At 31.5% G+C, this 26,761-nt stretch carries 18 protein-coding genes and 1 tRNA gene; 14 read left to right on the top strand and 5 right to left on the bottom strand.

What is annotated here, in order from left to right:
- The first annotated feature begins 115 nt into the window (after positions 1-115).
- Both LGK95_RS09955 and LGK95_RS09950 read left to right on the top strand, forming a co-directional pair.
- A tRNA-Lys gene (locus LGK95_RS09955) sits at positions 116-192 on the top strand.
- A 106-nt stretch (positions 193-298) separates the two neighbouring features.
- On the top strand, positions 299-2,533 hold the full coding sequence (locus LGK95_RS09950) for an SPFH domain-containing protein (protein ID WP_226124551.1): 2,235 nt from the start codon (positions 299-301) through the stop codon (positions 2,531-2,533).
- A gap of 66 nt (positions 2,534-2,599) precedes the next feature.
- Here the strand turns inward: LGK95_RS09950 and LGK95_RS09945 are convergent, their stop codons facing one another.
- A complete protein-coding gene (locus LGK95_RS09945; RefSeq protein ID WP_226124550.1) occupies positions 2,600-4,105 on the bottom strand; it encodes an alanine/glycine:cation symporter family protein in 1,506 nt (501 codons plus the stop codon).
- 301 nt (positions 4,106-4,406) lie between these two features.
- Between LGK95_RS09945 and LGK95_RS09940 the strand changes: the two genes are divergently transcribed.
- Genes LGK95_RS09940 through LGK95_RS09930 form a run of 3 tightly spaced genes read left to right on the top strand, consistent with a single transcriptional unit; the run spans position 4,407 to position 8,449 of the window.
- On the top strand, positions 4,407-4,883 hold the full coding sequence (locus LGK95_RS09940; RefSeq protein ID WP_226124549.1) for a complex I 24 kDa subunit family protein: 477 nt from the start codon (positions 4,407-4,409) through the stop codon (positions 4,881-4,883).
- A gap of 1 nt (position 4,884) precedes the next feature.
- A complete protein-coding gene (locus LGK95_RS09935; RefSeq protein ID WP_226124548.1) occupies positions 4,885-6,759 on the top strand; it encodes an NADH-ubiquinone oxidoreductase-F iron-sulfur binding region domain-containing protein in 1,875 nt (624 codons plus the stop codon).
- Position 6,760: 1 nt separating this feature from the next.
- Positions 6,761-8,449 (top strand): [FeFe] hydrogenase, group A, encoded by a 1,689-nt coding sequence (locus LGK95_RS09930; protein WP_226124547.1) that lies wholly within the window; start codon positions 6,761-6,763, stop codon positions 8,447-8,449.
- A gap of 129 nt (positions 8,450-8,578) precedes the next feature.
- On the opposite strand, the gene LGK95_RS09925 is transcribed toward LGK95_RS09930, so the two are convergent.
- The gene (locus LGK95_RS09925; protein WP_226124546.1) at positions 8,579-9,157 is read right to left on the bottom strand and encodes an NUDIX hydrolase; all 579 of its coding nucleotides are present in this window, start codon (positions 9,155-9,157) and stop codon (positions 8,579-8,581) included.
- A 402-nt stretch (positions 9,158-9,559) separates the two neighbouring features.
- Here LGK95_RS09925 and LGK95_RS09920 point away from each other — a divergent pair, with 402 nt between their 5' ends.
- On the top strand, positions 9,560-9,916 hold the full coding sequence (locus LGK95_RS09920; RefSeq protein WP_226124545.1) for a hypothetical protein: 357 nt from the start codon (positions 9,560-9,562) through the stop codon (positions 9,914-9,916).
- Positions 9,917-10,254: 338 nt separating this feature from the next.
- Positions 10,255-11,619, top strand: coding sequence for a 4-aminobutyrate--2-oxoglutarate transaminase (gabT, locus tag LGK95_RS09915; protein ID WP_226124544.1), 1,365 nt, complete (start codon positions 10,255-10,257; stop codon positions 11,617-11,619).
- Positions 11,620-11,797: 178 nt separating this feature from the next.
- Here gabT and LGK95_RS09910 read toward each other — a convergent pair whose 3' ends face one another.
- The gene (locus tag LGK95_RS09910; RefSeq protein ID WP_226124543.1) at positions 11,798-12,130 is read right to left on the bottom strand and encodes a helix-turn-helix domain-containing protein; all 333 of its coding nucleotides are present in this window, start codon (positions 12,128-12,130) and stop codon (positions 11,798-11,800) included.
- Between the two features lie 283 nt (positions 12,131-12,413).
- Here LGK95_RS09910 and LGK95_RS09905 point away from each other — a divergent pair, with 283 nt between their 5' ends.
- The 3 genes from LGK95_RS09905 to LGK95_RS09895 all read left to right on the top strand — a co-directional run bounded on the left by LGK95_RS09905 (position 12,414) and on the right by LGK95_RS09895 (position 20,211).
- On the top strand, positions 12,414-13,361 hold the full coding sequence (locus LGK95_RS09905; protein WP_226124542.1) for a VgrG-related protein: 948 nt from the start codon (positions 12,414-12,416) through the stop codon (positions 13,359-13,361).
- 241 nt (positions 13,362-13,602) lie between these two features.
- Entirely contained in the window at positions 13,603-16,719 is a 3,117-nt protein-coding gene (locus LGK95_RS09900) for an insulinase family protein (RefSeq protein WP_226124541.1), read from the top strand.
- Positions 16,720-16,959: 240 nt separating this feature from the next.
- Positions 16,960-20,211 carry a DEAD/DEAH box helicase gene (locus LGK95_RS09895; RefSeq protein WP_226124540.1) on the top strand — a complete coding sequence of 1,084 codons (3,252 nt, stop codon included), beginning with the start codon at positions 16,960-16,962 and terminating at the stop codon, positions 20,209-20,211.
- Between the two features lie 99 nt (positions 20,212-20,310).
- Here the strand turns inward: LGK95_RS09895 and LGK95_RS09890 are convergent, their stop codons facing one another.
- Complete coding sequence (locus LGK95_RS09890; protein ID WP_226124539.1) at positions 20,311-21,018, bottom strand: tetratricopeptide repeat protein; 708 nt, start codon at positions 21,016-21,018, stop codon at positions 20,311-20,313.
- Between the two features lie 115 nt (positions 21,019-21,133).
- Positions 21,134-22,372: an NAD(P)-dependent oxidoreductase gene (locus tag LGK95_RS09885; protein ID WP_226124538.1), complete on the bottom strand. Its 1,239-nt coding sequence runs from the start codon at positions 22,370-22,372 to the stop codon at positions 21,134-21,136.
- Between the two features lie 224 nt (positions 22,373-22,596).
- Between LGK95_RS09885 and LGK95_RS09880 the strand changes: the two genes are divergently transcribed.
- The 4 genes from LGK95_RS09880 (at position 22,597) to LGK95_RS09865 (ending at position 26,705) form a co-directional block, all read left to right on the top strand.
- Positions 22,597-23,763, top strand: coding sequence for an ABC transporter permease (locus LGK95_RS09880; protein ID WP_226124537.1), 1,167 nt, complete (start codon positions 22,597-22,599; stop codon positions 23,761-23,763).
- A complete protein-coding gene (locus LGK95_RS09875) occupies positions 23,756-24,451 on the top strand; it encodes an ABC transporter ATP-binding protein (RefSeq protein WP_226124535.1) in 696 nt (231 codons plus the stop codon). The genes LGK95_RS09880 and LGK95_RS09875 overlap by 8 nt, the downstream gene beginning before the upstream one ends.
- A gap of 178 nt (positions 24,452-24,629) precedes the next feature.
- A complete protein-coding gene (locus tag LGK95_RS09870) occupies positions 24,630-25,190 on the top strand; it encodes a hypothetical protein (protein ID WP_226124533.1) in 561 nt (186 codons plus the stop codon).
- Positions 25,191-25,460: 270 nt separating this feature from the next.
- Complete coding sequence (locus LGK95_RS09865) at positions 25,461-26,705, top strand: O-antigen ligase family protein (RefSeq protein ID WP_226124531.1); 1,245 nt, start codon at positions 25,461-25,463, stop codon at positions 26,703-26,705.
- Positions 26,706-26,761 lie beyond the last annotated feature (56 nt).

Below are 26,761 nucleotides of genomic sequence, written 5' to 3'. Positions count from 1 at the left end.
ATAAATATTTATCTTATAAAACTAATGGATAATATTTATCTATTAGTTTTATAAATAAGTATTTACAAATGCTTTTAAATGATATATAATAAAGAAGTTGTCAAACGTCGAACATGCTTCATTAGCTCAGCTGGTTAGAGTACCTGACTCTTAATCAGGGTGTCCAGGGTTCGATTCCCTGATGGAGCACCATAAAAAACATCAAGATCTTATGATCTTGATGTTTTTTTTTATAGACTAATACTATCATACAGACATATAATATAACAAAACATAGTTTGCAAAGGGGGATGGAGTTATGGGTTTGTACACAGTCTTAATTATAGCAGGAATAGTTATAATTATATTAATTTTAATTGCATATGGAATAGGGTCCACAAGCATAGGACCAGATGAAGTAGGCATTGTTGAAAAATGGTGGAGCTCTGGTGGATCAGTACCTGCTGATGGTCTTATAGCACTAAAAGGAGAAGCGGGTTACCAACCAGAAGTACTAAGGGCTGGTGTTCATTTCAAAACACCATTCAAGTACAAGGTTAAGAAAGTAAGGCTCGTAACTATACCACAAGGTCAAATAGCTTATGTATTTTCGAGGTCTGGAGAAAGTTTAAGCGATGGTCAAACTTTAGGTAAGGTTATACCACAAAGTAAGTCATTCCAAGATGTTGTAGCGTTTTTAAATAATGGTGGGCAAAAAGGACCACAAAGGCAAATTCTTCGTGAGGGTACTTATGCATTTAACTTAGCACAATTTATTATAATTACGAAAGATAGGGTACACTCAATATTTACTTCAAAGGATGAAACAGCTCAAATAGAAACAATGCGAAGTGATTTAGCAAAACAAAGTGGTTTTAATCCTGTAATTATATCAAGTTCAAAGGCTTCTGAGCCAAATACCCAGCAGGATGATGGTAGTGAGATAGAAGCCTCATATAATAAAATAGTTAATAAGCCAGGTAGCCGAGATACTATAGGTATTGTAACTATTAATGAGGGACCAACTCCTGACAATGGGGCAATTATAGCACCTATTGTTGGTGATGGTATAAATAATGAGTTCTATCACAATAACTTTCAGGAGCCAGAGAAGTTTTTAGCAGCAGATGGCAGAAAAGGTAAGCAAATGCAAGTACTTACTGATGGAGTTTATTTCATTAATAGAATGTTTGCAAATGTTGATATAGTACCTAAAAGCATAATAGATATTGGATATGTAGGTGTTGTGGTAAGCTATTTTGGTGATAAGGGTGAAGATGTTTCAGGTACGGGTTACTCTCATGGAGAACTTGTAGAACAAGGTAAAAAAGGTATTTGGAGAGATTCTATGATGCCAGGAAAGTACGCATTTAATACTTATGCTGGTAAAGTTGTGCCAGTTCCTACTACTAATGTAATATTAAAGTGGATAAGTGGTCAATCTGGAGTACACAAGCTAGATGATAACTTAAAAGAAATTAGTTTAATAACTAAGGATGCTTTTGAACCAAATTTACCTTTAACAGTAGTCTTTAATATTGATTATAGAAAAGCATCATCAGTTATACAAAGATTTGGAGATATAAAAATGCTTATTGAGCAATCTCTTGATCCTATGATTGCTGGTTACTTCAAGAATATTGGGCAAACAAAAACTCTTATAGAATTAGTTCAGGACCGAAGTCAGATTCAGCAACAGGCAGCAGATGAAATGACAGGTAAATTTAAATTATATGATTTAGAGCTACAAGAAGTTCTAATTGGAACACCCGCTGCTTCAGCTAGTGATACAAGAATTGAGAAAATCCTTGCACAACTAAGAGATAGGCAAGTAGCTATGGAAGAAATTAAGACAAATGAAGCTAAACAAAAATCTGCTGAAAAGCAAAGGGAATTAAATGAGGCTCAGGCAAAAGCAATGGCACAGTCTGCGCTTACACAATCAAGTATTGACATAGAGGTAGCTGATAATAAAGGTAAATCTGAATTGAGGTTAGCAGAACAGTTAGCATTAAAAACGCAGAAACTTGCTGAAGCAGACAAATATAAAAGAACTCAAGAAGCAGATGCGGAAAGATATACAAGGGAAGCTCAGGCTGCAGCTCAGGCAAAAACTATTGAATTAACAGCCGGTGCAAATGCTAAACAAGTAGAACTACAAGCTAGTGCTGAGGCGTTTAGTCTTGAAACAGTAGGTAAAGCAACAGCACTTAATATTAAAGCAGTTGCGGACGCTACTGCTGAGCAAGAAACAAAGGTAGGAATTGCAAAGGGAACAGCTGCAAAAGCTTTAGTTGAGGCATATGGTGGACCAGATCTACAAGTTAGACAAAGCGTAATGATAGCATTTGCAGAGGCATTAAAAATAAGTAAATCTCCACTTGTACCTCAAACTATAATAATGGGTGGGGCTGATGGAAAAACACCTAATGCAATGGAAGGTATAATGAGTATGGTACTTGCAAATATGGCAAGTGAAAAAAGCGCAGTGTCGCCAAAAGGTATAGAAAATATAAATGCTGAAGAAATAAATACTCATGAAATTAAATCATAGAACTTTAACCATTAAATACAATAAAAAATCCAGTAGAATAAATTTATTATTCTACTGGATTTTTTATTAAGAATTATTTTGTTCATCAATTATAGCTTGTTCTTCTTTATCATCTCTTTTAACTTTTCTTTCATTAACTTTATACCAAGCATTTGCATTTTTAATCCCTAGTTTTTGGGGATCAAATATAAATGTCTTTATATCTCTTCCCATTTTAAGTTGCTTTTCATAGTCTTTTAAAACCTTAAGACCAACATTACCAAGAATTAGTATGGCAATAACGTTAAGCCATGCCATGGTTCCAACAGCAATATCACCAAGTGCCCAAGCAGTTTCTGCTGTTTTAATAGAGCCATAAAAAGTTGAAGCAAGAATTGCAATTCTTAGTACATTGGTAACGACCTTGCTATATTTAGAATTTTTAAATAGATAAGTTAAATTTGTTTCTGCTATATAGTAGAATGCCATAAGCGTTGTAATTGCAAAGAAAAATAATGCTATTGCAACGAAAGGGCCTCCAAATTTCCCAAGGACTGTACTAACTGCAATTTGAGTATATACAGGTCCGATTGGTATTTTTGGAATGTTTTCTACTAAAAATCCACCAGCCGGATTTATAACATTGTATTTACCAGTTGATAAAATCATGAATGCAGTTGCAGAACATACAAATAATGTATCAAAATAAACTGCAAAAGCTTGGACTAAACCTTGCACGGCCGGGTGGGATACTTCGGCAGCAGCAGCTGATTGTGGACCTGTTCCCTGTCCAGCTTCATTTGAATATATTCCTCTTTTAACGCCCCATTGAATTGAAACTCCAAGTATACCTGCAAAAGCTTGCTCAGCACCAAAGGCACTTTTAATTATTAAAGCGAACATATGAGGTACGGCTGTAATATTAAATGCAAGAACTGTTAAAGCAACTAATATGTATGCAAGTGCCATAAAAGGTACTACAATTTCAGCAACTTTTCCAAGCCTCTTTGTACCACCAAATACAATAAAAGCAAGTAATATAACTACTATACTGCCAGTTATAATTGGACTAATACCAAAGGCGTTATTTACGCTAGCTACAATACTATTTGATTGAACGCCTGGAGCGAAAATACCCATACCAATTACAGTTACGGTAGCAAATGCAATTGCATACCATTTTACGCCCATAGCTTTTTCAATGTAGTATGCGGGCCCGCCACGATATTCTCCATCGACGTTTTCTTTATAAACCTGGGCAAGAGTACATTCTATGAAAGATGAACCTGCACCAAGAAATGATATAGTCCACATCCAGAAAATAGCACCAGGACCACCCATGGCTATTGCAGTAGCAACGCCGGCTATATTTCCCGTGCCAACACGACCAGCTACTGACATTGCAAATGCTTGAAATGAAGATACTCCGTGACTGGAGTCACCGCCATTAAATAAGTAGCTTACCATGTGCTTAAGGTGCCTTACTTGTAAAAATCGGGTTCGAAGTGAAAAATAAATACCTGAACCTAGACATAAAAAGATCAGTGCGTTACTCCAAATAAGTCCGCTTACTTTATTAATAATGAATTCCATAAATTCCCCCTAATTTTGATAATACATCATACAACATAAAGTCTAATATTATCACAATTTTATAAATTTTGCAATAAACATATAATGGTTATTGCAATAAACACTATAGTACGATATTAAATGCAACGACATATATAATGCAATTTAAACAAATTTATAGATTTTATCGTATTACTGAAATTATACAGTAAAGTAAATATAATAATAAGGATGTTAATATTTATTAATATTGTATTACTGAATTAAATATTGTAAAATAAAAACAAGATACAATTTAATAATTTATCGAGGGGGAAGAATAATGAATATGCAAATTAATTATAGTGACTTAGATAACATACTTAAAAATCATGAGTTTAAATCTAGTAATATTATTGCAATACTACAAGATACGCAAGAAATATATAGGTATTTACCTAAGGAGGTATTCGCATATTTTTCAGATAAGCTTGACATGAGTATGGCAAAAATATATGGGGTAGCAACTTTTTATGATAATTTTTCTTTAGAACCAAAAGGCAGGTATGTTATAAAAATATGTGATGGGACAGCATGTCATGTGAGAAAGTCTATTCCTATTTTAGATAAGATGAGGGCAGAGTTAGGACTTTCAGAATCTAAGATTACAACGGATGACTTGAGTTTTACCGTGGAAACGGTTTCGTGTCTTGGGGCATGTGGACTTGCACCGGCTATAACTATTAATGACAAAGTACATGGTGCTATGACTCCAGAAAAGGCAATGGAAATTTTAAGCACACTTAAGGAGGTAAAATAATATGCTTCTTAATAGAGATGATTTAATTAATATCAGAGATGAATACACGGATAGTTTCCAAAAAGAAAAGAAAAAAATTCTAATATGTGCAGGTACTGGTTGCATTGCAGGTGGAGCACTCGAAATTTATGATGAACTTATAAGGTTAATGAAGGATAAAAAGATAGATTGTGAAGTAGGTCTCCAAAAGGAACCGCATGACGAATCAGTTGGAATTAAAAAAAGTGGATGTCATGGATTTTGCGAAATGGGCCCACTTGTAAAAATTGAGCCTTGGGGATATCTATATATAAAAGTCAAACGAGAGGATTGTGAAGAAATACTAGAAAAAACTATACTACATGATGAGTGCGTAGAGAGGCTTGCATACACTAAAAACGGGAAAATATACAAGAAACAAGAGGAAATACCTTTTTATAAAAGCCAAACTAGGCTTGCACTTGAACATTGTGGACATATTGATGCAACTTCTATAGAAGAGTATTTTGCTGTAGGAGGTTATAGTGCACTTGAAAAAGCATTATTTGATATGGATGCAGGAAACATCATTGAAGAAATAGAAGAGTCAAATCTAAGAGGACGTGGAGGTGGTGGATTTCCTACAGGTCGCAAGTGGTCTCAAGTAAAAAATCAGAAAACGGATATAAAATATATTGTATGCAATGGAGATGAAGGTGATCCAGGTGCGTTTATGGATAGAAGTGTAATGGAGGGAGACCCACATAGAGTGCTTGAAGGAATGATGATTGCAGCTATAGCCTGTGGAGCAACCGAAGGATATATTTATGTGCGCGCAGAGTATCCTCTTGCTGTAAGTAGACTTAAGAATGCTATTAGTCAAGCAACAAGTTACGGTATCTTAGGTGAAAACATTCTTGGAACAAATTTTAATTTCAATATAAAAATAAATAAAGGGGCAGGTGCATTTGTTTGTGGTGAAGGAAGTGCTCTTACTGCTTCGATTGAGGGAAAAAGAGGCATGCCAAGAGTAAAACCTCCAAGAACAGTGGAGCAGGGACTTTTTGCTAAACCAACAGTACTTAACAATGTAGAAACATTTGCTAATGTACCTTTAATTATTATTAATGGGGCACTGTGGTATAAATCTATAGGACCTGAAAATAGTCCAGGTACAAAGGCATTTGCTTTAACTGGAAATATTGAAAATACAGGACTTATTGAAGTTCCAATGGGGTCAACATTAAGAGAAATAATATTCGGTATAGGTGGAGGAATCAAAGGTGGCAAAAAGTTTAAGGCTGTGCAGATAGGAGGACCGTCAGGGGGATGTCTTATAACATCAGATCTTGATTTAAGGCTAGACTTTGATTCGCTTAAAAAAGTAGGTGCAATGATAGGTTCTGGTGGACTTGTGGTTATGGACGAAGATACTTGCATGGTTGAAGTTGCAAAATTCTTCATGACCTTCACCCAAAATGAATCTTGTGGTAAGTGTGTTCCTTGCCGCGAAGGTACTAAAAGAATGCTTGAAATTCTTAAAAATATTACTTCGGGTGAAGGGAAAATATCCGATATCGACATGTTAATGGAACTTGCAGATACTATATCGCATACTGCTTTATGTGGCCTCGGTAAAACAGCTGCTTTACCAGTTGTTAGTACTATTAAAAATTTCCGCGATGAGTATGAAATTCACATAAATCAAAAGAAATGTCCCTCAAAAACTTGTTCAGGGCTTAAAACTATATTTATAGATAAAGATCTTTGCAAAGGCTGTTCAAAGTGTTCAAGGATTTGCCCGGTTAATGCAATTTCTGGCAAGATTAAATTACCTTATACAATAGATAAAGAAAAGTGCATTAAGTGTGGTGCCTGTATTGAAGCTTGTGCTTTCAAAGCTATAAAGGAGGATTAAGATGATGAATGGACAGTTTATGCTTATAGATGATATTCCCGTAGAGATAAATGGAGAGAAAAACATTCTTGAAGTAGTTAGAAAAGCTGGTATTGATTTGCCTACCTTATGTTATTATTCTGAACTTTCAGTGTATGGTGCTTGTCGTATGTGCATGGTGGAGAACAAATGGGGAGGCATGGAAGCTTCTTGCTCTACCCCTCCGAAAGCTAATATGGAGATTTATACAAATACACCAAAGCTACGTAAATATAGAAAAATGATACTTGAGTTACTCCTAGCAGATCATTGTAGAGATTGTACCACTTGCGACAAAAGTGGTCATTGCAAATTGCAAGAGCTTGCTGAGCGTTTTGGAATAAGAAAAGTAAGATTCACTAATACTTCTGCAAAGAGGGCAATAGACAACTCGTCAGTATGCATAGCACGTGATAAAAGTAAGTGTATTTTATGTGGCGATTGTGTCCGGATGTGTGAAGAAGTACAAAACGTTGGAGCTATAGACTTTGTTAATAGGGGCTCAAAAATGAGCGTAGGAACTGCTTTTAATGTACCACTAGCAGAAACCAATTGCGTTGGCTGTGGACAGTGCGCAGCGGTGTGTCCTACTGGTGCTATAATTGTAAAAAATGACTCGCAGAGGCTTTGGAAAGATATTAGTGATATGGAAACAGTGGTTGTAGTTCAGATTGCTCCTGCAGTACGTGTAGGAATTAGTCAGGAGCTTGGACAAAAGAATGATGAAAATGTGATGGGTAAAATAGTAAGTTCTCTTAGGAAAATGGGCGTTGATGAAATATTTGATACATCCACTGGGGCCGATCTCACAGTACTCGAGGAAACAGCAGAGTTTCTTTCAAGACTTGAAAATAATGAGAAATTACCTTTGTTTACTTCTTGTTGTCCTGCGTGGGTAAACTATGTCGAAAATACTTATCCTAGTTTAATGAAGAATGTATCTTCTTGTCGCTCGCCCATGCAAATGTTTGCATCTGTAATTAAGCAGCAATATAAAGATTCCAATAAAAGAATAGTGCATGTAGCAATTATGCCTTGCACTGCAAAAAAATATGAAGCACAAAGAGATGAATTTAAAGAAAATGGGGTTTCAAATGTAGATTATGTAATAACTACGCAAGAACTCATACAAATGATAAAAGAATCAGGAATTGTATTCTCAGAGATATTGCCTGAGGCAGTTGATATGCCATTTGGGGTTAGCAGTGGAGCAGGTGTTATATTTGGAGTGACAGGTGGTGTTACTGAGGCTGTTATACGTCGAGTGCAAGAAGATAAATCAACTTCTGCATTACGTGCCCTTGCTTTTAATGGCGTTAGGGGTATGAGGGGAGTTAAAGAAGCGAGCATTACTGTGGGTGAACGCGTAATAAAGATAGCAGTGGTAAGTGGACTTAAAAATGCAGATGAGCTTGTGAAAAAGTTGCAAAAGGGCGAAGCTCAATATGATTTTGTTGAAGTTATGGCTTGCCCAGGTGGATGCATTGGTGGCGCAGGACAACCATTTGTAAAAGCTAAGGGAAAATTAAAACGTGGTGCATTATTATATGAAGCAGATAGAATGAATAGCATAAGGCGATCAGAAGGAAATCCGCTAATGACATCATTGTATAATGGTTTGTTAAAAGATAAGCTTCATAAGCTATTACATGTAGATTACACAAAGAAATAATATCTTTTATGTTTGAAATAAATATAAATTAGTTTCGTGTATATAAATTAACAAGCCCATCAGAATAAATATCCGATGGGCTTGTTGTTATAGTATCAATTATCTTTTGTTTATAGTTAGGGACTTCATCTAACCTATAAAGTTTTGTATACAAAGAAAAGCTTTAATATCTATGTTCTCATTAGAAGTAATTAAACTTTTAGCTTCTTTTTTTGATAATAGCATTATTTCAATATCCTCATCAGGTTCTAAAAATGCTTTTGATATTTTGCCGTTACAAGTACAATAAACTAAAGCTACAGACTCATCTGTCATACCTGTTGAAATATATGCCTTAGATTTTGTCTTATCATAATCAATCTTTATCAGATCAAGTCCTGTTTCTTCTTTTAGTTCACGACCTACAGTAGTTTTGAAATCTTCTCCAGGATCTATAAGCCCAGCAGGAATTTCATAAACATAATCATTTAGAGGAACCCTAAACTGCTTTATAACTACCAATTTATTTTCATCAGTATGAGTAGCTACTATTACAACAGCGTCAATACTGCACTCTGATCCATGAAAATAAATATTATTTAATGTGTCTAAATCCTTTCTAGAAGCTATGGACCAATTTTTTGTTTCACCATTTTTATTAATATACTCTGCATCATAAAGTTTTAAATACCTTGTATCAGCCAGTGTTTTAATGTTTTTTATGCTCATGTTTTCATCTCCAATTATACTGAATTTTGTTATAATAAACAGCAATACGTTTATGTATGTAAGCTTCCACTTTCATACAATATATATAAGTTTAATAATAGCACTTTAAAAGGATAAAAACAAATAGTGGGAATGCCATAATTTAAGACATAAGCTTATTATTATACTGACTAGTAGATATTATTTTGCATTTTATAATGGTTGAATAACCAGTAGGAATATATGTAATAACAGTAAAAATGTTTACAATTTGGGTTTAAGAATTAATATGAAATCACAAGAAAATTTGTTACAATGTTTCTATTACATAATTGTTTTAATTTATAAACATTAATTAATACATGTAAGGTTGCGGAGGTGGGGAAAATATTTTATTTTGTAAAAGACATAGAAGAGAATGTTATGAATGTGAATTGTTTGCACGAAGTGCCATTTTTAGAAGAAGCTATATATAACATGTCATTAGAAAAAATGATTAAAGAATATGAAAATATAAAAAAATGGTTCATGATTAATAAAATGGCTAATAATTTTCAGATTAAAGGTGTTGCAGGAAAGGAACTGGAATTTTTTGTTATAGAAGATATTCCATATGATGAGCTGGATAATACTCATGACGTTCTACATAATAGAATTAAACAAAAAATGGGGACACAATTTGAAGAATATGAACATAATCTGAAATTGAAATTAAGTAGGACATGCTCTACAATCTTATTTAATACTAAGATAAAATGTATACTAAAAGAATGGTTGTAACTTAAAGTAGTCAATAATTATTAATTATTTTAATAAGGCATATATAAAAAATAACTAGTTAAGATACTGGTTTATTTTTTTTAGTATGCCTAAAATTGTTGCTCAACCATTGTAAATAAACAAAACCATTTTAATTAATAAAAAGGGTTTTGTTTATTTAATGTCGAAATATAATATTAAGATAGAGGTTAAAATATGATTTGAATGGAGACGTTATTATTCAAAATAAAAGAAAACACATTTTATATGTGTAGTTAAAATAGTTTTAAAAAAAATCATATGTATATTTTAAAATTTAAATATAAACTTAAATAAATATAATCGAGGAGGATTTAATTATGACAGAATTAAGAATTAGCTTACCTAAAATGACAACTACATTACCAGGACCAAAAGCAAAAGAATTATTAAAACTAAGAGAAGAAAATGTTCCTGGTGGAGTATCTTATGGGGCACCTGCTTTTATTAAGCGTGGGGAAGGTGCAATGTTTGAAGATGTAGACGGAAATATTATGTTGGATTTTGTTGGTGGAATAGGAGTTTTAAACATAGGTTATTCTAATCCAGAGGTTATTGAGGTTGTTAAAGAGCAAGTTTCTAAATTTTTTCACTCAAGTATAAATGTAGTTCAATATGAATCCTATCTACGTTTAGCTGAAAAGTTAAATAACATTGTCCCAGGAAAATCTAAAAAGAAAACAATGTTTATTAATAGTGGAGCTGAAGCTGTAGAAAATGCTATAAAAATTGCTCGTAAGTATACAGGAAAAAAGGAGATAGTTGTATTTACAGGTGGATTCCACGGGAGAACAAGTTTGACAATGGGAATGACAAGTAAAGTAAAACCATATAAACTTGGGTTCGGACCTTTCGCTCCCGGAATTCATCGTGCAGAATTTCCGTATATATACCGTCGTCCAGTTGGTGTATCAGAAGAAGACGCAACTAACTATTACATTGAGAAATTAAACAATTTCTTCTTAGAACAAATAAATACAGAAGATGTTGCAGCAATAATTATTGAGCCAGTACAAGGTGAAGGTGGGTTCCTTCCAGTACCAACTGAGTATGTAAAAGAGCTTAGACGTATATGTGATGAGTTTGGTATATTATTAATATTTGACGAGGTACAATCAGGATATTGCAGAACAGGTAGAATGTTTGCTAGTGATTACTGGGCAGATAAGGGAATATACGCAGATATCATAACTAGTGCAAAATCACTTGCAGCAGGGCTCCCAATAAGTGCAGTAACTGGTAGAGCAGAAGTTATGGATGCCGCGCAAGCTGGTGGAATTGGTGGAACTTTCGGTGGCAACCCAGTTTCATGTATTGCAGCTTTAAAAGTTATTGAAATTATGGAAAGAGATAATTATGCTGCTAAAGCAAGACATATTGCAGAAATAGGTATGAGCAGATTTAATGAAATGAAGAAAAAATATAATCTTATAGGAGATGTTCGTGGCCTAGGGGCAATGATGGGTATTGAGTTTGTAACTGATAGAGTAACAAAAGAACCAGCTAAAAATGAAGTAAAGGCTATAATTAAAGAATGCAGTAATAATGGTTTAATGATTTTAGACTGTGGGGTTCGCGGAAACACTCTTCGTTGCTTAATGCCACTATGTATTACAGATGAACAATTAAATGCTGGATTAGATATACTAGAAAATGCTATAAAGAAAGTAAGTTCTAAAGTATAAAAAGAAATTTAAAGAAGCTACATTTGGTAGCTTCTTTTTTAATCATTATAATTATTATTTTTTTAATTCATATATTTTAAACATATATAAAATAAACAAATAAAAAATATGCTAACTGCATATAAATATAGTTAGCATATTTTTTGCACTTTTGAAAAACATGGGTTCTTAATACTTCCTATCTTGCAAGGTGTGGTAATAACAACTTTATAAGCCCTTCAATTACTTTGACTTCCTTTTCTGAACACTTATCAATTAACGAGTGTAAAACATTAGTATTTGCACTAACATTCACTTGTCCAAAAAATAAGTAATCTATGGAAATGTGAAGACATTCAGAAACATTTATCAAAGTGTTAATACTCATTTTTCTTTCTCCTCTTTCAATTTGTCCTAAAAAATAAGGAGAAATGTTTAAGAGTTCTGAAAAACGTTCTCTAGTCATATCGAACTTTTCTCTTTCAATCCTTATTCGATTCCCAATTTTTGCATAATCAATTTCATTTTGCATATTACTCACCCTTTAACATATTAGTGGCCCTTTATAATGATACAAAATAATCTTTAATATATAAATAAGCCCACTGCATACAAATTGCATTTTAGTTAGATTTTATGTTGAATCAATAGTTATTTGAATAATTAAGCTTATTTTCTTTAATATGTGCAAATATTTTATTTCTATTCAACAGGTTTAGTCAATGAAGTTTATGCTATATTTTTGTAGCGTATGATAATATTATATGAGATAATATTATGTACAGAAAAAAATATATGTAAATCGGGTGATATTGATGACATTATCTACAGATATGATTAATAATGCATTGTTAAAGCAATATGCATTGCAAATAAAAAATAATAGTAATATTGCAAATAAAAAAACAAGTGATGTTGAAAACGAAAAATCAATGCAGGAATCAGCATTTCAAACAATGCTTGTTCAAATGATGGATAATTCAGGAAATTCAATGATGGCAGAGCTTATGTCTACAGCTTTATCAAATCAAAGTTCTTTTAGTTTAGATGATTCACTGAGTGCTATTAGTAATTTTAATACAAATGTACGAGGTGCGCTGAAGTCACTAGTAGGTAATACTACTAGTAAAGATGCACTTAATAATAGCAATGGAGTAGGGTACGCATCTGCTAAATATGAATCTAATATTAATCCAGGCACGATAAGTAATACATCAGGGGATATTGGAGGTAAGTCGTATGGAGCATGGCAATTTTCTTCAAAAACAGGTTCTTTAGATTCTTTTATAATCTCACTGAAAACAAAAGATAAAGACATTTATTCAAAACTTACAGGAGCAAAAGCTAAAGATGGTAATAAATTCGGGGAAAATTTTGATGCAACATGGACTAGTATAGCTAGATATAACAAAGATAAATTTCTAAAACTGCAACAAAATTCTATTAAGGAAAATTATTATGATTCTGCAGCTCAATCATTAAAATCAAAATATGGTTTTGATATAAGTAAGAAAAGTGAAGCTCTAAAAGAAAGTTTATTGTCTACAGTAGTTCAACATGGTGTAGGAGGAGCTTTATCTGTGTTCTCAAAACTTAATTTAAAAAACACCGATGGTAATATAATTAATGATTTATATAATGAACGTCAGAAGGTTAATGTTTATTTTAAAGGTAGTTCAGCTGAGATAAAAGAAAGTGTTTATAATAGATTCACAAGAGAAAAGCAAGATATGCTTAATATGGTTAAGGGAGAGTATGTTTAAGTAATAATATAAAAAAATAATGAAACCCAGTAGAGTTTATATTCTACTGGGTTTCATTATTTTTAAAAGATGTTTTAGAATAATAAAATGAAATTAGGTAAATAAAAATTTCTTTATTAGAAATAAAATAGAATATATACTAATTAATGCCTTGAATATAAAAAATAGAAATAAAACATACTATTTACAAGATAAAAAACAATAGTATTAGTAAAAATTTTATATTTCAGGGGGAAATAAAATGAAGAAGTTCACAAAAAGAATATCAATATTGTTGCTAAGTTTATTATTATTTACTTTTGGTAATGGCGCACCAGGAACGCAACCTTCATTAGGTGCGCAAATTGCAGAGGGTAAACAAATTGCACTAAATTTACAAACTAAACAGGGAAAATTAAGAAATAGTCCTATTGAAGTAGATATGGCAGAAGACTTAACGATAGGTGATAAAATATCAGGGTTTAAACTAGAATCTAAAAAATGGATTGCAGATATACATTCAACTGCAATGATATTTAAACATAATAAAAGTGGATCTAGACTTATTTATTTACAGAATGAAGATGAAAATAAGGTATTCTCAATAAGTTTTCGTACTCCTGTACATGATAATACTGGAGTTAATCACATTATTGAACATTCAGTTTTATGTGGTTCGAAGAAATATCCTGTTAAAGATCCATTTTTAATTATGACTAAGCAATCATTAAGTACATTTATAAATGCTTTTACAGGACCAGACTTTACAATGTATCCAGTAGCAAGTAAAAATGAAAAAGATTTTAATAATTTAATGAGTGTGTATATGGATGCAGTATTTTATCCCAATATAACTAAAGATCCTAAAATACTTAAACAAGAAGGATGGCATTATGAAGTTAATAGTAAAACAGGAGAGTTAAACTATAATGGGATAGTATACAACGAAATGAAAGGGAACAATTCTTCTCCGCAGGCACTATTAACAAATTCTATTAATCAATCGCTTTTTAGTGACAATTCATATAATTATGAATCTGGGGGTAATCCAGATAATATACCGGACCTAACCTACGATATGTTTATAAAAACCTATAAGAAATACTATGTTCCATCAAATAGCTCTATATATCTATATGGGAAATTAGATATTAAACATACATTAAAATTTATGAATGATAAGTATTTAAGTAAAAGTAAAAAAACTACTGTGGATAGCGAAATCAAATCACAAAAAAAATTCACACAAAATGTTGAGAAAACAGCACTATATCCAGTGTCAATTAAAGCAAGCACAGCAAATATGACTTATTTATCATCTAATTACGTAATAGATAAAGTAACAGATGTTGAAAATGTTTTAGGTTTTCAAATTTTGCAAGAAATTCTTCTTAATACTAAATCTTCACCACTTAGGAAAGCGTTATTTGATAGAGGTATAGGAGCGGATATTTATGCAAGTTTTGACCAGTCTACAAAGCAACCAACTTTCAGTATAATTGCCACAAATGCTAATGAATCAGAAAAATGTGAATTTAAGAAACTTGTGGATGATTCTTTAAAACAAGTAGTAAAAAAAGGGTTTGATAAAGAATTAGTAAACTCGGTATTCACTGCTGTAGAGTTAAGCCTTCGTACTCAAAATTCAGACGCTAATAGAGGCATGAATTACATGTCTGCAGCTTTAAATTGTTGGAATTATGATAAAAATCCTGTAGAATATTTGGAAATTACTCCTGCATTGAATAAAATAAAATCTCAATTATCCAATAGATACTTTGAAAAATTAGTACAAAAATACATGCTGGAAAATAAACATAATTCTTTAGTTGTGTTAAAACCATCGAATGGTTTAAATGAGGCAAAAGAAGAAAAGTTAAAAAAGAAACTTGCAGGCTATAAGAAATCATTAACAAAAGATGAACTAGCTAAAATTAAAACGGACACAGCAGATTTAAAGAAATGGCAGGGGTCAAAGGATTCAAAGAAAAAGTTATCTAAAGTACCATCACTCTTGCGCAAAGATATCAATTTGAAAGCAGAAAAAATTCCAATAATAGAAAAAGAAGATGGAGCTATAAAAATATTAAGCCATCCTATATTTACTAATGGAATTACGTATTCTAATTTATATTTTGACAGTTCAAAAGTTCCTCAAGATAAAGTATTATATTTAAAATTACTTGCAAATGTTTTAGGAAATGTGAATACAAAAAAATATAATATTGCTCAGCTGTCAAATATAATGATGAAAAATACTGGAGGAATTAGTTTTAAGTCAACGGCATTTAAAAGTAATACCAATAGTGATGAATACGATCCTAAAATGAGTGTTTCCATAAACGCTCTTAACAGTACATTACCTAAAGCGTTTGAAATATTAAACGAAATAACAAACAATACTAAGTTTGATGATGAAAATCGTATGAAGAGTTTAATAAGGAATTTGAGGGTAAGTTATGAAGCTATGTTTGTAAATGGAGGAAATACACTTGCAACAAATCGTACACTATCCTATTTGTCAAATGGTGGGAAGTATAAAGATTTGGATTATTTGCCTTACTATAACTTTATTTGTGATTTAGATGATAATTTTGATGTTAAGCACAATGAAATATTTAAGAATTTAAATGATGTTCGTGAAATTGTATTTAACAAAGAGGGTTTAGTTGTAAGTTATACTGGTGATGAAAAAGATTATAAAAATTTTATAACCATTTTTAATAAATTTGGGAAACAAATTAAGGATAAAAAATTATCGAAGCAAAAATATATTTTTGATTACTCAAATAAGAATGAAGCTTTTGTAATTCCGTCACAAGTGCAATATGTTGTTAAGGCTGGTAATTTTAAAAAAGAAGGATACAACTATAATGGTCATATGAAGGTGATTGAAAATATTTTAAATAGTGATTATCTATGGCCAGAACTTAGGATAAAGGGTGGTGCCTATGGGGGTGCTATGAGCTTTACAAGGGACGAGGTTATATTCTATTCCTACCGCGACCCAAATTTAAAGGAAACTTTAAATACCTTTAATCAAGTCGTTAACTATTTAAGAAACTTTAAAGCAAGTGAAAAAGAAATGGCTAATTATATAATAGGGACGATTGGGAGCATGGATAATTTAACTAGCCCATATGCCATAGGCGTATTGGGGGACAGTATGTATTTTTCAGGAACCACTCAAGATGACATTCAAAAGCTACGTAATGAGGTATTATCAACTACTGCTGATGACATAAAAAACGCTGCTAATTTACTAGAAGATGTTATAAAACAGAACTTACATTGCGTTGTTGGTAGCGAGACTAAGATAAATGAAAATAAAATTTTATTCAATAAAATAATAGCTCCTATTAAAAAAACTAAATACTGATGCTATAAATCTTTATATAGAAAGACAGTGAATATTCACTGTCTTTCTTGTTTTGTACCACCTTTACTAAAGTTAAAGAATTTAAATTTGAGGACTTAAATTTTGTTAATGCTTTAGGTCAGTTATTAGTAGGAATGCTCTAATACACTTTTATAAAAGAACATAACGCTTATGCTTTATGTTCTTTTCGAGTTTATGTTATAATTAGAGTATTATAAAATTTAGGATTAGGGAGAATATATGTTGAAAGAAGATATGTTGTTACAAATATTAAATGAAGGAACAAGTGGTAAAAATCATGCAAGTGGACAAAGGGTTCTTAGCAATGATTTGGTATCTTCTGTAGATATTACAAATGAGGATAAATTAATATGTATAGATGGCAATGTGATTTCAGAAAAGCTTTTTAATGAATATCACACTAAAATAGAGATGGATGCGGCTCAGAGAAGCATTTTTTCTACATTTTGTAGCTGTCCTGATTTTGAAAATAATGAATTTAAAAAAGAAAATTATTGTTGCAAACATTTAGTTGCAACATTTTATAAAGCACTTGAAGATTTAGCTAAGCACCCTCTTTTAAACGATGAAGATGTTCAAAGCCCGGGTATAGCTATTGACAATAGCAATGTATTATCTTTGCTTTTAGGAGATCAAAAACATAAAGATGAGACTAAAATAGAGGTTTACATAAATAGAAATCAATGGAACTACAACCTTACAGCGGAGTTTAAAATAGGTCTAAACTCCATGACATCAAGTAATCTTTACATTTTAAAGGACATAAATCATTTTTTATTAGCCTATCACAACAATTTCCCTATAAATTACAGCAAAAATTTTACTTTTAATACTGAAAATCAAAGATTAAATACAAAAGATAAGAGGCTTATTGATTTTATTGAAATGTTAAAAACAATGGAGGGAAACCAAAGGCATGTTAATAGGAGTGAGGACCGTTATGTGGATGGTAAATATATTAATATTCCTAAATACTTAACTAGAGAATTTTTTGAAATTATAACTAAGCATAGAGTTTATTTAAATGAGGGCTTTTTTTATAGACCTGTGGACACAGAAATCTTATATGAGGCACCAGCAATAGATTTTGATTTAAAAATTATAAAAGATAATTATGTTCTGAAATCCTCAAATGGAATGCCTATTTCTTTAGGATCAAAAAATGATGTATATTTGTATGGAAGCACTATATATCTTCCCAATTATGAGTTCTGCTATAAGATAAGTCCATACCTACAAATATTTAATGAAGCAAAGGTTGTAACTATGGCTAGCCTTGAGGAGGAGACTATATTAAGAAGGCTTATTCCAGATCTTAATGTTTTATCACCAAGTGTTGTTTTATCTAAGGCTATAAAAGGCAAAGTAATAATGGCTAAGAGCGAATTTAACTTTTACTTTAACCAGGAAGGAAAAAGTATTACTTTAACATTAAAGGTCAAGTATGGAACTTATGAATTTAATATATTTGAGGATTGCACTGAGAAAATAATATATAGAGATTCTAAAAAAGAAGCACAGGTTATTACAACTTTGAAAACATTAGGCTTTCAGGAAATAAATAATGACTTTTCTTTCGCGCGTGGCGAGGACTATATATTTAAGTTTTTCAAAAGTGATATAGAAAAGCTTCAAGAGATAGGAGAAGTATATTACTCAGAGAACTTTAAAGGTATAAAATCTTTGGGAACTAAAGGTATTAGTGGAGATATTAAGAGTGGAAAATATAATTACTTTGAAATGGATTTTAAAATAGGAGATATTGAGCCTCGTGAAACAATAAATATATTAAGGGCATTTAGAAATAGCCTCAAATTTTATAAACTTAAAAACGGTGAATATCTTGATTTGGAAGAGTTAGAGCTTAACAAATTCTTAAAGCTTTTAGATGTGATTGCTCCAAATGGTGGTGATAATAATCATCTGGAAATATCTAAAAGTAAGGGTATATTTCTAGATAGTTATCTAGAGGATAATAACATAAGATATATTAAAGGCAAAAAAGGGTTAAAAGAAGTAAGAGATAAGCTTAAAAATATTGAAAAACTAAATTTTAAGGAACCAGCTGATCTAAAGGGACAACTAAGAGAGTATCAAAAAGTTGGATATAATTGGTTTAAAACACTAGACTATTTAGGATTTGGAGGGATATTAGGAGATGAAATGGGCCTTGGTAAAACAATTCAAGCTATAGCTTTTATATTAGCAGGCATTGGGAATAAGACTTTGATTGTAGCACCTACATCTCTAATATATAATTGGATAAGTGAACTTCAGAAGTTTGCGCCTAGTTTAAGAGTGGCTGCAGTTAACGGACCGAAGGACACGAGAGAAGAGATTATAAATAATATAAAAAACTTTGATGTGATTATAACTACATATAACTTGTTAAAGAGAGACAGCGAAAATTATAAGGAATTGGAGTTTGATTATTGCATATTAGACGAAGCTCAAAACATTAAAAATCCAAACTCTCAAAATGCAGTAGCGGTGAAGGAAATAAAGTCAAAGACAAGATTTGCACTATCAGGTACACCTGTAGAAAATTCTCTTATGGACCTATGGTCAATCTTTGATTTTATAATGCCAGGATACCTATATGATGAAAAGATGTTTAGTGTAAGATACCATAAAAAGCTTAAGGAAACTCCAGAGATACTAGAGGATTTAAATAGGCTTATAAAACCATTTATTTTAAGAAGAAGAAAAAAAGATGTTTTGAAGGAATTACCTGATAAAATAGAAAAAACACTTCTAGTAAATTTAAAGCAAGAGCAAAAGAAAGTTTATAAGATTTATGCAAACCATGCGATGGAGCTTATTGAAAAAAAGGTAAAGAATGATGAGTTTAAAAATAGTAAAATTGAGATACTCTCATATATTACTAAGCTCAGACAATTATGTTTAGATCCTACTGTACTTATGAATGAATATACTGGGGGTAGCGCAAAAATAGAAGCTCTTGTTGAACATCTTCATAAAAGTATAGACGAGGGACATCGAGTACTAGTTTTCTCCCAATTCACCTCTGTACTTAAGAATATACAAAAGAGACTTAAATTGGAGGAAATATCCTTTAGTTATTTGGATGGGTCAGTACCTTCCGAGAAGAGAATGGATTTGGTAAAGGACTTCAATGAGGGTGGAAACTCGGTATTTTTAATAAGTTTAAAGGCTGGCGGCACAGGACTAAATTTAACTTCTGCAGATGTAGTAATTCACTTTGATCCTTGGTGGAACCCAGCTGTTGAAGAACAGGCCACTGATAGAGCTCATAGGATAGGTCAAAAGAATGTAGTGAGTGTTATAAAGATTATAGCTAAGGGTACAATAGAGGAAAAAATCCTGTCACTTCAAGAAGAGAAAAAAAAGCTTATATCAGAGCTTATGGGAGATGAGTTATCGGGTGGCAAAGGTTTTGCATCTTTAAGTGAGGAAGATATATTTGGGTTGTTTCAAATCAAGGAATAAGTATTTAAAATTATTTTGTATAATGCAATTACCATATGCTCAAAATACAGATATTAAATAATGAAATGCTCCCACATTGTATTAGGTGGGAGCATTTCATTATTTAATACTTGTATTTATATCTTTTAATATGCTGTAATGACATTTATACCATTCGTTTGTAGGCTCGATTTTATATGCTTTTTCTGCAAATTCTAAGGCAATTATGTTATTACCAAGAGACATATGTACTTCAGACATGCCAAAATAGGCAATACTTTTAGAATTATCTACACCTATTGCTTTACTGTATATATCAATAGCTTCTTTTCTATTATGTAGAGAGAAAAGTACTCTCGCTTTACCACATAAAGCATCATAAAAGTAAGGACTTAACGTTAGACATATATCAAAGCATTCCAAAGCTTTATTAAAATCGTTAAGAATAGCTAAAAATTCTGCTTTTTTAAAATATGTGGTTGCATTTTTATTATCCCATTCAAGAAGTTTTTCACAATAGTAAATGCATGTATCAAAGTCACCAGTTAAATCGTTTATTTCAATTAACTTCCAGTATCCTTTTGGATCATCTGGAACTAGTTTTAGATATTTCTTTATGCATTCTTCTGCCTCAAAAGCTTCGTATATTTCAATATGAGCCTGAGCTTTGACAAAATAAGCCTCCGCATAAAAATTATTGAGGAAAATTGCTTTATTAAAATCCTTAAATGCCTTTTCAATTTCTCCATCATTAAAAAGACCCTTACCTCTTTCTATATATTCCTTAACTAGAGTTTCATCACTCATTAAGTTAATACTATTTTTCATTAACATGCCCCTTTCACGTGAATCACACATTAAAATTATTGACACAATGTAAAACAGTATACATGTGTCATATAATATTTTTAATGAAAGGTAGTATTATTTATAATATGATTAACTACATATGAGCCAATACATACTCATCTATTGCGTCAGCAACATGCTTTGATAGACGTACGGCTTCAACTACTGTCTTGGCACCAGTGACAACATCGCCAGATGCAAAAACTCCTTCTCTTGTTGTTCGTCCACTAACATCAGTAGAAACAAGACCTCTGTTGCTTATATTTATACCACTTGTGGTGGAAACAATATTATCCCTTGGACCTTGGCTTATGGAAATAATTACAGAATCTGCTTTGAATAAATCTTCAGTACCCGTAACAGTTTCAAAGGTTTCTTTTCCTAATTCATCTACATTAACAAAAGTTTGTATATAGATAATTCCATCATCTGTTATTTCTACAGGGCTTTTAAATAATTCAAATTTAACACCATCAATTTTAGCGTATTCAAGCTCACTCTTGTCTGCTGTAATACTATCCATGTTGCCCCTATACATTATAGAAACATCGCGAACACCGTTTCTTAGTGCAGTTCTTGCTACATCCATTGCAACATTTCCAGCGCCAATGATGCATAACTTATTTCCAAGACTATAAACATTAGGATTTTTTAGATAATCAATTGCATAATGGACATGGCCAAGACTCTCACCCTTAATACTAAGTGGTTTTGGTTTCCATACTCCTGTTCCAATAAATACAGCCTTGTAGCCATCGCGAAATAGGTTATCTACTGTTAGCACAGGGCCAATTAAAGTATTAAATCTAATTTTTATACCTATTTCAATCATTTTGTCTTTTATTCTACCGAGCAAAGCTTTAGGAAGCCTAAACTCTGGAATGCCATACATCAAAACTCCACCAATTTTATCATGAGCTTCAAAAATGGTAATATCATAGCCTTTAGATGCCAGTATAAATGCAATAGTTATTCCTGCAGGCCCAGCCCCTATAATGGCAGCTTTTTTACCAGGTAGTTTTACGTAATTTGGCTTGAATGAATTCAAGTAGTAATCAGAGATATAATTTTCGATGCCACTTATATGTACACCGTTACCTTTTATTGCAAGTACACAATGGCCTTCACATTGTTTTTCATGTGGACATACAAGTGAGCATACTAAAGAAAGTGGATTATTGTTGAATAACATTTCCCCAGCATCCATAATGTCACCATCTAAAAACATGTTTATCATGTCTTTAATGGAAGTATTTACAGGGCAACCTTTGCTACATCTAGGATTAGCACACTGCATGCACCTTTTTCCCTCAGTTATTAAATTTTTTCCCATAAAATTACCTCCTAAATATTATTAGCTAAGTAATATTACCACAGCATCTTATATACCTGCAATAATTGATTTATTATTAACAAAGTATAAAAAAAAGCATGCTTTAAGATATTTATCAAGTATATTTACAAATTAACAAAATTGTAGTATTCTGTAAATAAAAGATTAATAATCATAATTGTGTATAAAACTTTAACTTAAAAACTTGCGAAAGGAGAAGTAAAATGAATTTACCATTTAAAGTCGCTGTAAGATTTCTGAAGTCTAGTAAGGGACAAACACTTCTAATAGTTGTAGGGATAGCTATTGGAGTTTCGGTTCAAATTTTTATAGGCTCATTAATACAAGGTCTTCAGAAAAGTCTTATAGATAAAACTATAGGGAATTCATCTCAAATAACAGTTATATCAAATAAAGAGAACAAAACTGTAGAAAATTGGGAAGAAAAAGTATCCCAAATAAATGGAATAGGTAATGGAATAGAAAAAGTATCACCTGCTGCTGATTCCCCTGCGTTTATTAAATATAGTGATAAAACTGATCCAATAATAGTAAGGGGACTAAATCTGGATAAGGAAAAGGATTTATATAATATAAAATCTAAAATATATCAAGGTAGTATTCCTAAAAAATCATATGAAGTACTAATAGGTAAGGATTTGCAAAAGGACTTAAAGTTAAAAGTTAAAGATAAGATATCGTTAATTACGCCTAACGGAAAAACTAAAGATGCTACAATAACTGGTTTTTATGATTTAAAGGTATCAAGTATAAATAAATCATGGGTAATAACAAGCTTAAAAACTTCACAGGAAATATTTAATTTTAAGGATAAAGTAACCTCTATTGAGATGCAACTAAACTCTAAAGATGTATTTAAGGCAGATGAAATCTCGATAAAGGTAAAAGAAAAATTAGCCGATAAAGATATAGAAGTACAAAATTGGAAAGATCAAAACGAAGAATTACTAAGTGGACTTAGCGGTCAAAGTGTTTCAAGTTTAATGATACAAGTGTTTGTACTTATTTCTGTGACGCTTGGGATAGCAAGTGTACTTGCGGTAACAGTAGTTCAAAAATCAAAACAAATTGGAATACTTAAGGCTATGGGAATAAAAGATAGAGATGCTAGCAAAATATTCTTATATGAAGGTTTTTTACTAGGCATTGCTGGGGCAATTCTTGGAATAATACTAGGTATTGCACTTATGATTATCTTTTCACACTTTGCTTTAAATCCTGATGGAACAGCAATAGTACCACTCTATATAGACTATAGATTTATTACTGTATCAGGGGTAATTGCAGTAGCTTCCGCGTCCATTGCTGCTCTTATACCAGCAGGAAGCTCTTCAAAATTAGAACCAATTGAGGTGATTAAGAATGGCTAACATTATTGCTTTAAAAAATATAAATAAAGTTTATGGGTCTTTAGTAAAAACCCAAGTGTTATTTGATGTGAATCTAAGTTTTGAAGAAGGATCTTTTAATTCCATTATAGGTCAATCTGGAAGTGGTAAAAGTACATTATTAAATATTATGGGGACGTTAGATAAACCAACTAGTGGTGAAGTTTATATAAACGGAGATAGAACAGATGGTATGAGTAAGAATTCATTAGCTGAGCTTCGAAATAAAACTATAGGGTTCGTTTTTCAATTTCATTATTTGCTACCAGAATTTACAGCAATAGAGAATGTACTTATTCCGTATATGATAGATAATCCAAAACCTTCTAAAGAAATAATAGAGAGGGCTGAGGAATTTATGAATATGGTTGGAATATACAATGTAAAAGATAACTTGGCATCGAATATGTCTGGGGGACAGCAGCAGAGGACAGCTATTGCTAGAGCACTTATTAATAATCCTAAAATAATACTTGCAGATGAGCCTACAGGAAACTTAGATTCGCAGTCTACGGAGAATATATATACTATACTAAGGGACATAAATGAAAAATTTAATACAACTTTCATAATTATAACGCATGATAGAAGGATAGCAGAAAAGACTGATAGAATTATTGAAATAAAAGACGGAAGAATTAATATGGATATTAAAACAATAAAGTATTAATATCTATATTTTAAGAATTTAATTAGCATTAAATTATGGTTTGTTAATTTTGTTCATTTAGTACGTGGAAACAGTTACATTTTCCCACATTACAGCTTGTTATATTTTTATCACATGTGATATACTTAAATTGTTAAGCAATGTACATGTAAGTAAAATATTATTAGGGGGTATTCATATGAAAGTTAAAGCAATAATATTATCACTAGCGGTAGGTGCTACTTTATTAGTGGGTTGTGGTACTAAAGCAGCGGATAAAACAGTACCTACATCAACTACAAAAGCAAAAACAGATGTAGTAACAACAGCTTCAATAGTAGATCAACAAGTTGCTTTTCAAAAAGCGGTAAGTAAAGATGGATCTTGGATTATAGCAATAACAAAAGATTTAAAGGTCGATAAAGAAATTGTTTTAGAAGGATCATTTAAAGTGGCTGACAAAAAAGATAAAACAAAACAAGTTCCAGCAGGACGTAAATTTGCGCTTTATGCACAAGATGATAAAAGAGTAAAAACTGCTAGCTATACTTTAACAGCACCAAAATTAATAGTTAAGAGCGAAAACTCTAAAATACAAGGTGGAACATTTGTAGGAGATGTATATGTTGAAGCTAAAGGATTTACTATAAAAGATGCTAAAGTACAAGGAAATGTTTACTTTGCAACAGATGCACTTAAATCTGCATTTAAATTAGATAAAACCGGTTCTATAAGTGGTACTCAATCAGTGAAAAAATAAGTTATATAAATATATTTAAAAGTAGGAGACTATTCACATTGATAAATGCTAATCCATTGGAAATTAATGGGTTAGCTATTTTTTATGCGTTTTATTCCAAAATCAATATTATAATGTGTATAAATCTTAATTATAATAAATTAATATGTATACTAATTTATAAAGTTACAAATAATAAAGACAAAGTGTTAACAATTACTTTTCTTATTGAAGTTTTTCACATAATTATCTATTATTACTTATGTGACTATAGTCACAGGAGGTTTTATTATGGCGATTTTAGTTTTATTAACGATTATTTCACCTTATATGACAATTATCCCAGTGATATATATGACATATGTGGTCATGTTTAAAAAAGTTAATATATATAAAAATCATTGGAACATAGGACTTTGTTTACTTTTTATATGGTCTTTGATGGTTGGAATTATAAATTATAGTGTTACATCAATTATTACTTCTTTTATTATATTTATGTATTTATGCGTTGGGATATTTATACAAGATTATTGCCAAAATGAAAATAAGGTAAAAAAATTATATAGATATTTAGTCTGTTTTTCACTGTTTTCAGCAGTCTTTGGGATTGTTGAGAAAATTATATATGTGTGTTTCGATTTTAATATTTGGGCTGGATTTCTTAAATTTACATCTCAACCAATATTTAATGATAGAATATATAGCACCTTTGGAAATCCGAATGTAGCGGGCAATTGGTTTTCAATAATGACTCTAGTAGGTCTATATTTTTGTAGCACTACAACTAAAAATACAAAATTGTTTTATCAAACATCAACACTTTTATTTGTTATTGCATTATACTTAACGGGATCACGTGGTGCTTTTATAGGACTATTGTTTGGAGTATTTATCTTTTATCTACTTAAGCGTAATAAAAAAGATTTGTGGCTCTTTATAACAATATTTGTACTTACAGCTGCAATTACTTTTATGCCATCACAAATTTTACATAATATAACTGGTCATGATTTCGATGGTTCATTTGATAGTCGTTTTGGAATATGGAGTGGTTGTTTAAAAATGATAAAAATAAAGCCTCTTACGGGGTGGGGACTTATGGGGATTTCTGAGTATGGGGCAAAGTTCTTGGGAAGTTATTATTATGCAACCATATACCATGGTCATAACATATGGATTACTTTTATGACCACACTTGGAGTAGTAGGAATTTCAATATACTTGTATTTAAAAGTTAATTTATATAGAAATTTAAAGGTGCTTTATACACAAAACAATAAAATGGTTCCAATGCTAGCAGGTGTTCAAGCAGTAATAATTGGGCATGGATTGGTTGATTTTACAATGATTGCACCACAAGCTGCATTATTATTTATAGGTTGCTCAGCTATAATAAATGCTCTTGCAAGGGAGCAGAATACTTCATTACTTAATGGATGTAAGAGTATTCTTGTGCGTAATAAAAAGTCGAAGGTTAATTCATTACAGACAGAAAAGATAGATGTATCAGTAAAATCATTAGTTAAAAAATAAGGTACTAAAGGATATTGTGTATAAACCATAATGTCTATATATAAGAAATGTATTTG

Source organism: Clostridium algoriphilum (assembly GCF_020443705.1).
In the GTDB taxonomy this organism is placed as follows: Bacteria; Bacillota; Clostridia; order Clostridiales; family Clostridiaceae; genus Clostridium_AD; species Clostridium_AD algoriphilum.
The sequence above is the reverse complement of the archived record's forward strand: the minus strand, read 5'-3'. Positions and strand labels throughout refer to the sequence as shown.

Excerpts from the sequence above, each read along its gene's own strand:
- gabT (WP_226124544.1), top strand. The coding sequence starts at position 10,255 with ATGACAGAATTAAGAATTAGCTTACCTAAAATGACAACTACATTACCA.
- LGK95_RS09940 (WP_226124549.1), top strand. The coding sequence starts at position 4,407 with ATGAATATGCAAATTAATTATAGTGACTTAGATAACATACTTAAAAAT.
- LGK95_RS09895 (WP_226124540.1), top strand. The coding sequence starts at position 16,960 with ATGTTGAAAGAAGATATGTTGTTACAAATATTAAATGAAGGAACAAGT.
- LGK95_RS09870 (WP_226124533.1), top strand. The coding sequence starts at position 24,630 with ATGAAAGTTAAAGCAATAATATTATCACTAGCGGTAGGTGCTACTTTA.
- LGK95_RS09945 (WP_226124550.1), bottom strand. The coding sequence starts at position 4,105 with ATGGAATTCATTATTAATAAAGTAAGCGGACTTATTTGGAGTAACGCA.
- LGK95_RS09890 (WP_226124539.1), bottom strand. The coding sequence starts at position 21,018 with ATGAAAAATAGTATTAACTTAATGAGTGATGAAACTCTAGTTAAGGAA.
- LGK95_RS09950 (WP_226124551.1), top strand. The coding sequence starts at position 299 with ATGGGTTTGTACACAGTCTTAATTATAGCAGGAATAGTTATAATTATA.
- LGK95_RS09900 (WP_226124541.1), top strand. The coding sequence starts at position 13,603 with ATGAAGAAGTTCACAAAAAGAATATCAATATTGTTGCTAAGTTTATTA.
- LGK95_RS09920 (WP_226124545.1), top strand. The coding sequence starts at position 9,560 with ATGAATGTGAATTGTTTGCACGAAGTGCCATTTTTAGAAGAAGCTATA.
- LGK95_RS09865 (WP_226124531.1), top strand. The coding sequence starts at position 25,461 with ATGGCGATTTTAGTTTTATTAACGATTATTTCACCTTATATGACAATT.
- LGK95_RS09930 (WP_226124547.1), top strand. The coding sequence starts at position 6,761 with ATGATGAATGGACAGTTTATGCTTATAGATGATATTCCCGTAGAGATA.
- LGK95_RS09875 (WP_226124535.1), top strand. The coding sequence starts at position 23,756 with ATGGCTAACATTATTGCTTTAAAAAATATAAATAAAGTTTATGGGTCT.
- LGK95_RS09905 (WP_226124542.1), top strand. The coding sequence starts at position 12,414 with ATGACATTATCTACAGATATGATTAATAATGCATTGTTAAAGCAATAT.
- LGK95_RS09885 (WP_226124538.1), bottom strand. The coding sequence starts at position 22,372 with ATGGGAAAAAATTTAATAACTGAGGGAAAAAGGTGCATGCAGTGTGCT.
- LGK95_RS09925 (WP_226124546.1), bottom strand. The coding sequence starts at position 9,157 with ATGAGCATAAAAAACATTAAAACACTGGCTGATACAAGGTATTTAAAA.
- LGK95_RS09910 (WP_226124543.1), bottom strand. The coding sequence starts at position 12,130 with ATGCAAAATGAAATTGATTATGCAAAAATTGGGAATCGAATAAGGATT.
- LGK95_RS09935 (WP_226124548.1), top strand. The coding sequence starts at position 4,885 with ATGCTTCTTAATAGAGATGATTTAATTAATATCAGAGATGAATACACG.
- LGK95_RS09880 (WP_226124537.1), top strand. The coding sequence starts at position 22,597 with ATGAATTTACCATTTAAAGTCGCTGTAAGATTTCTGAAGTCTAGTAAG.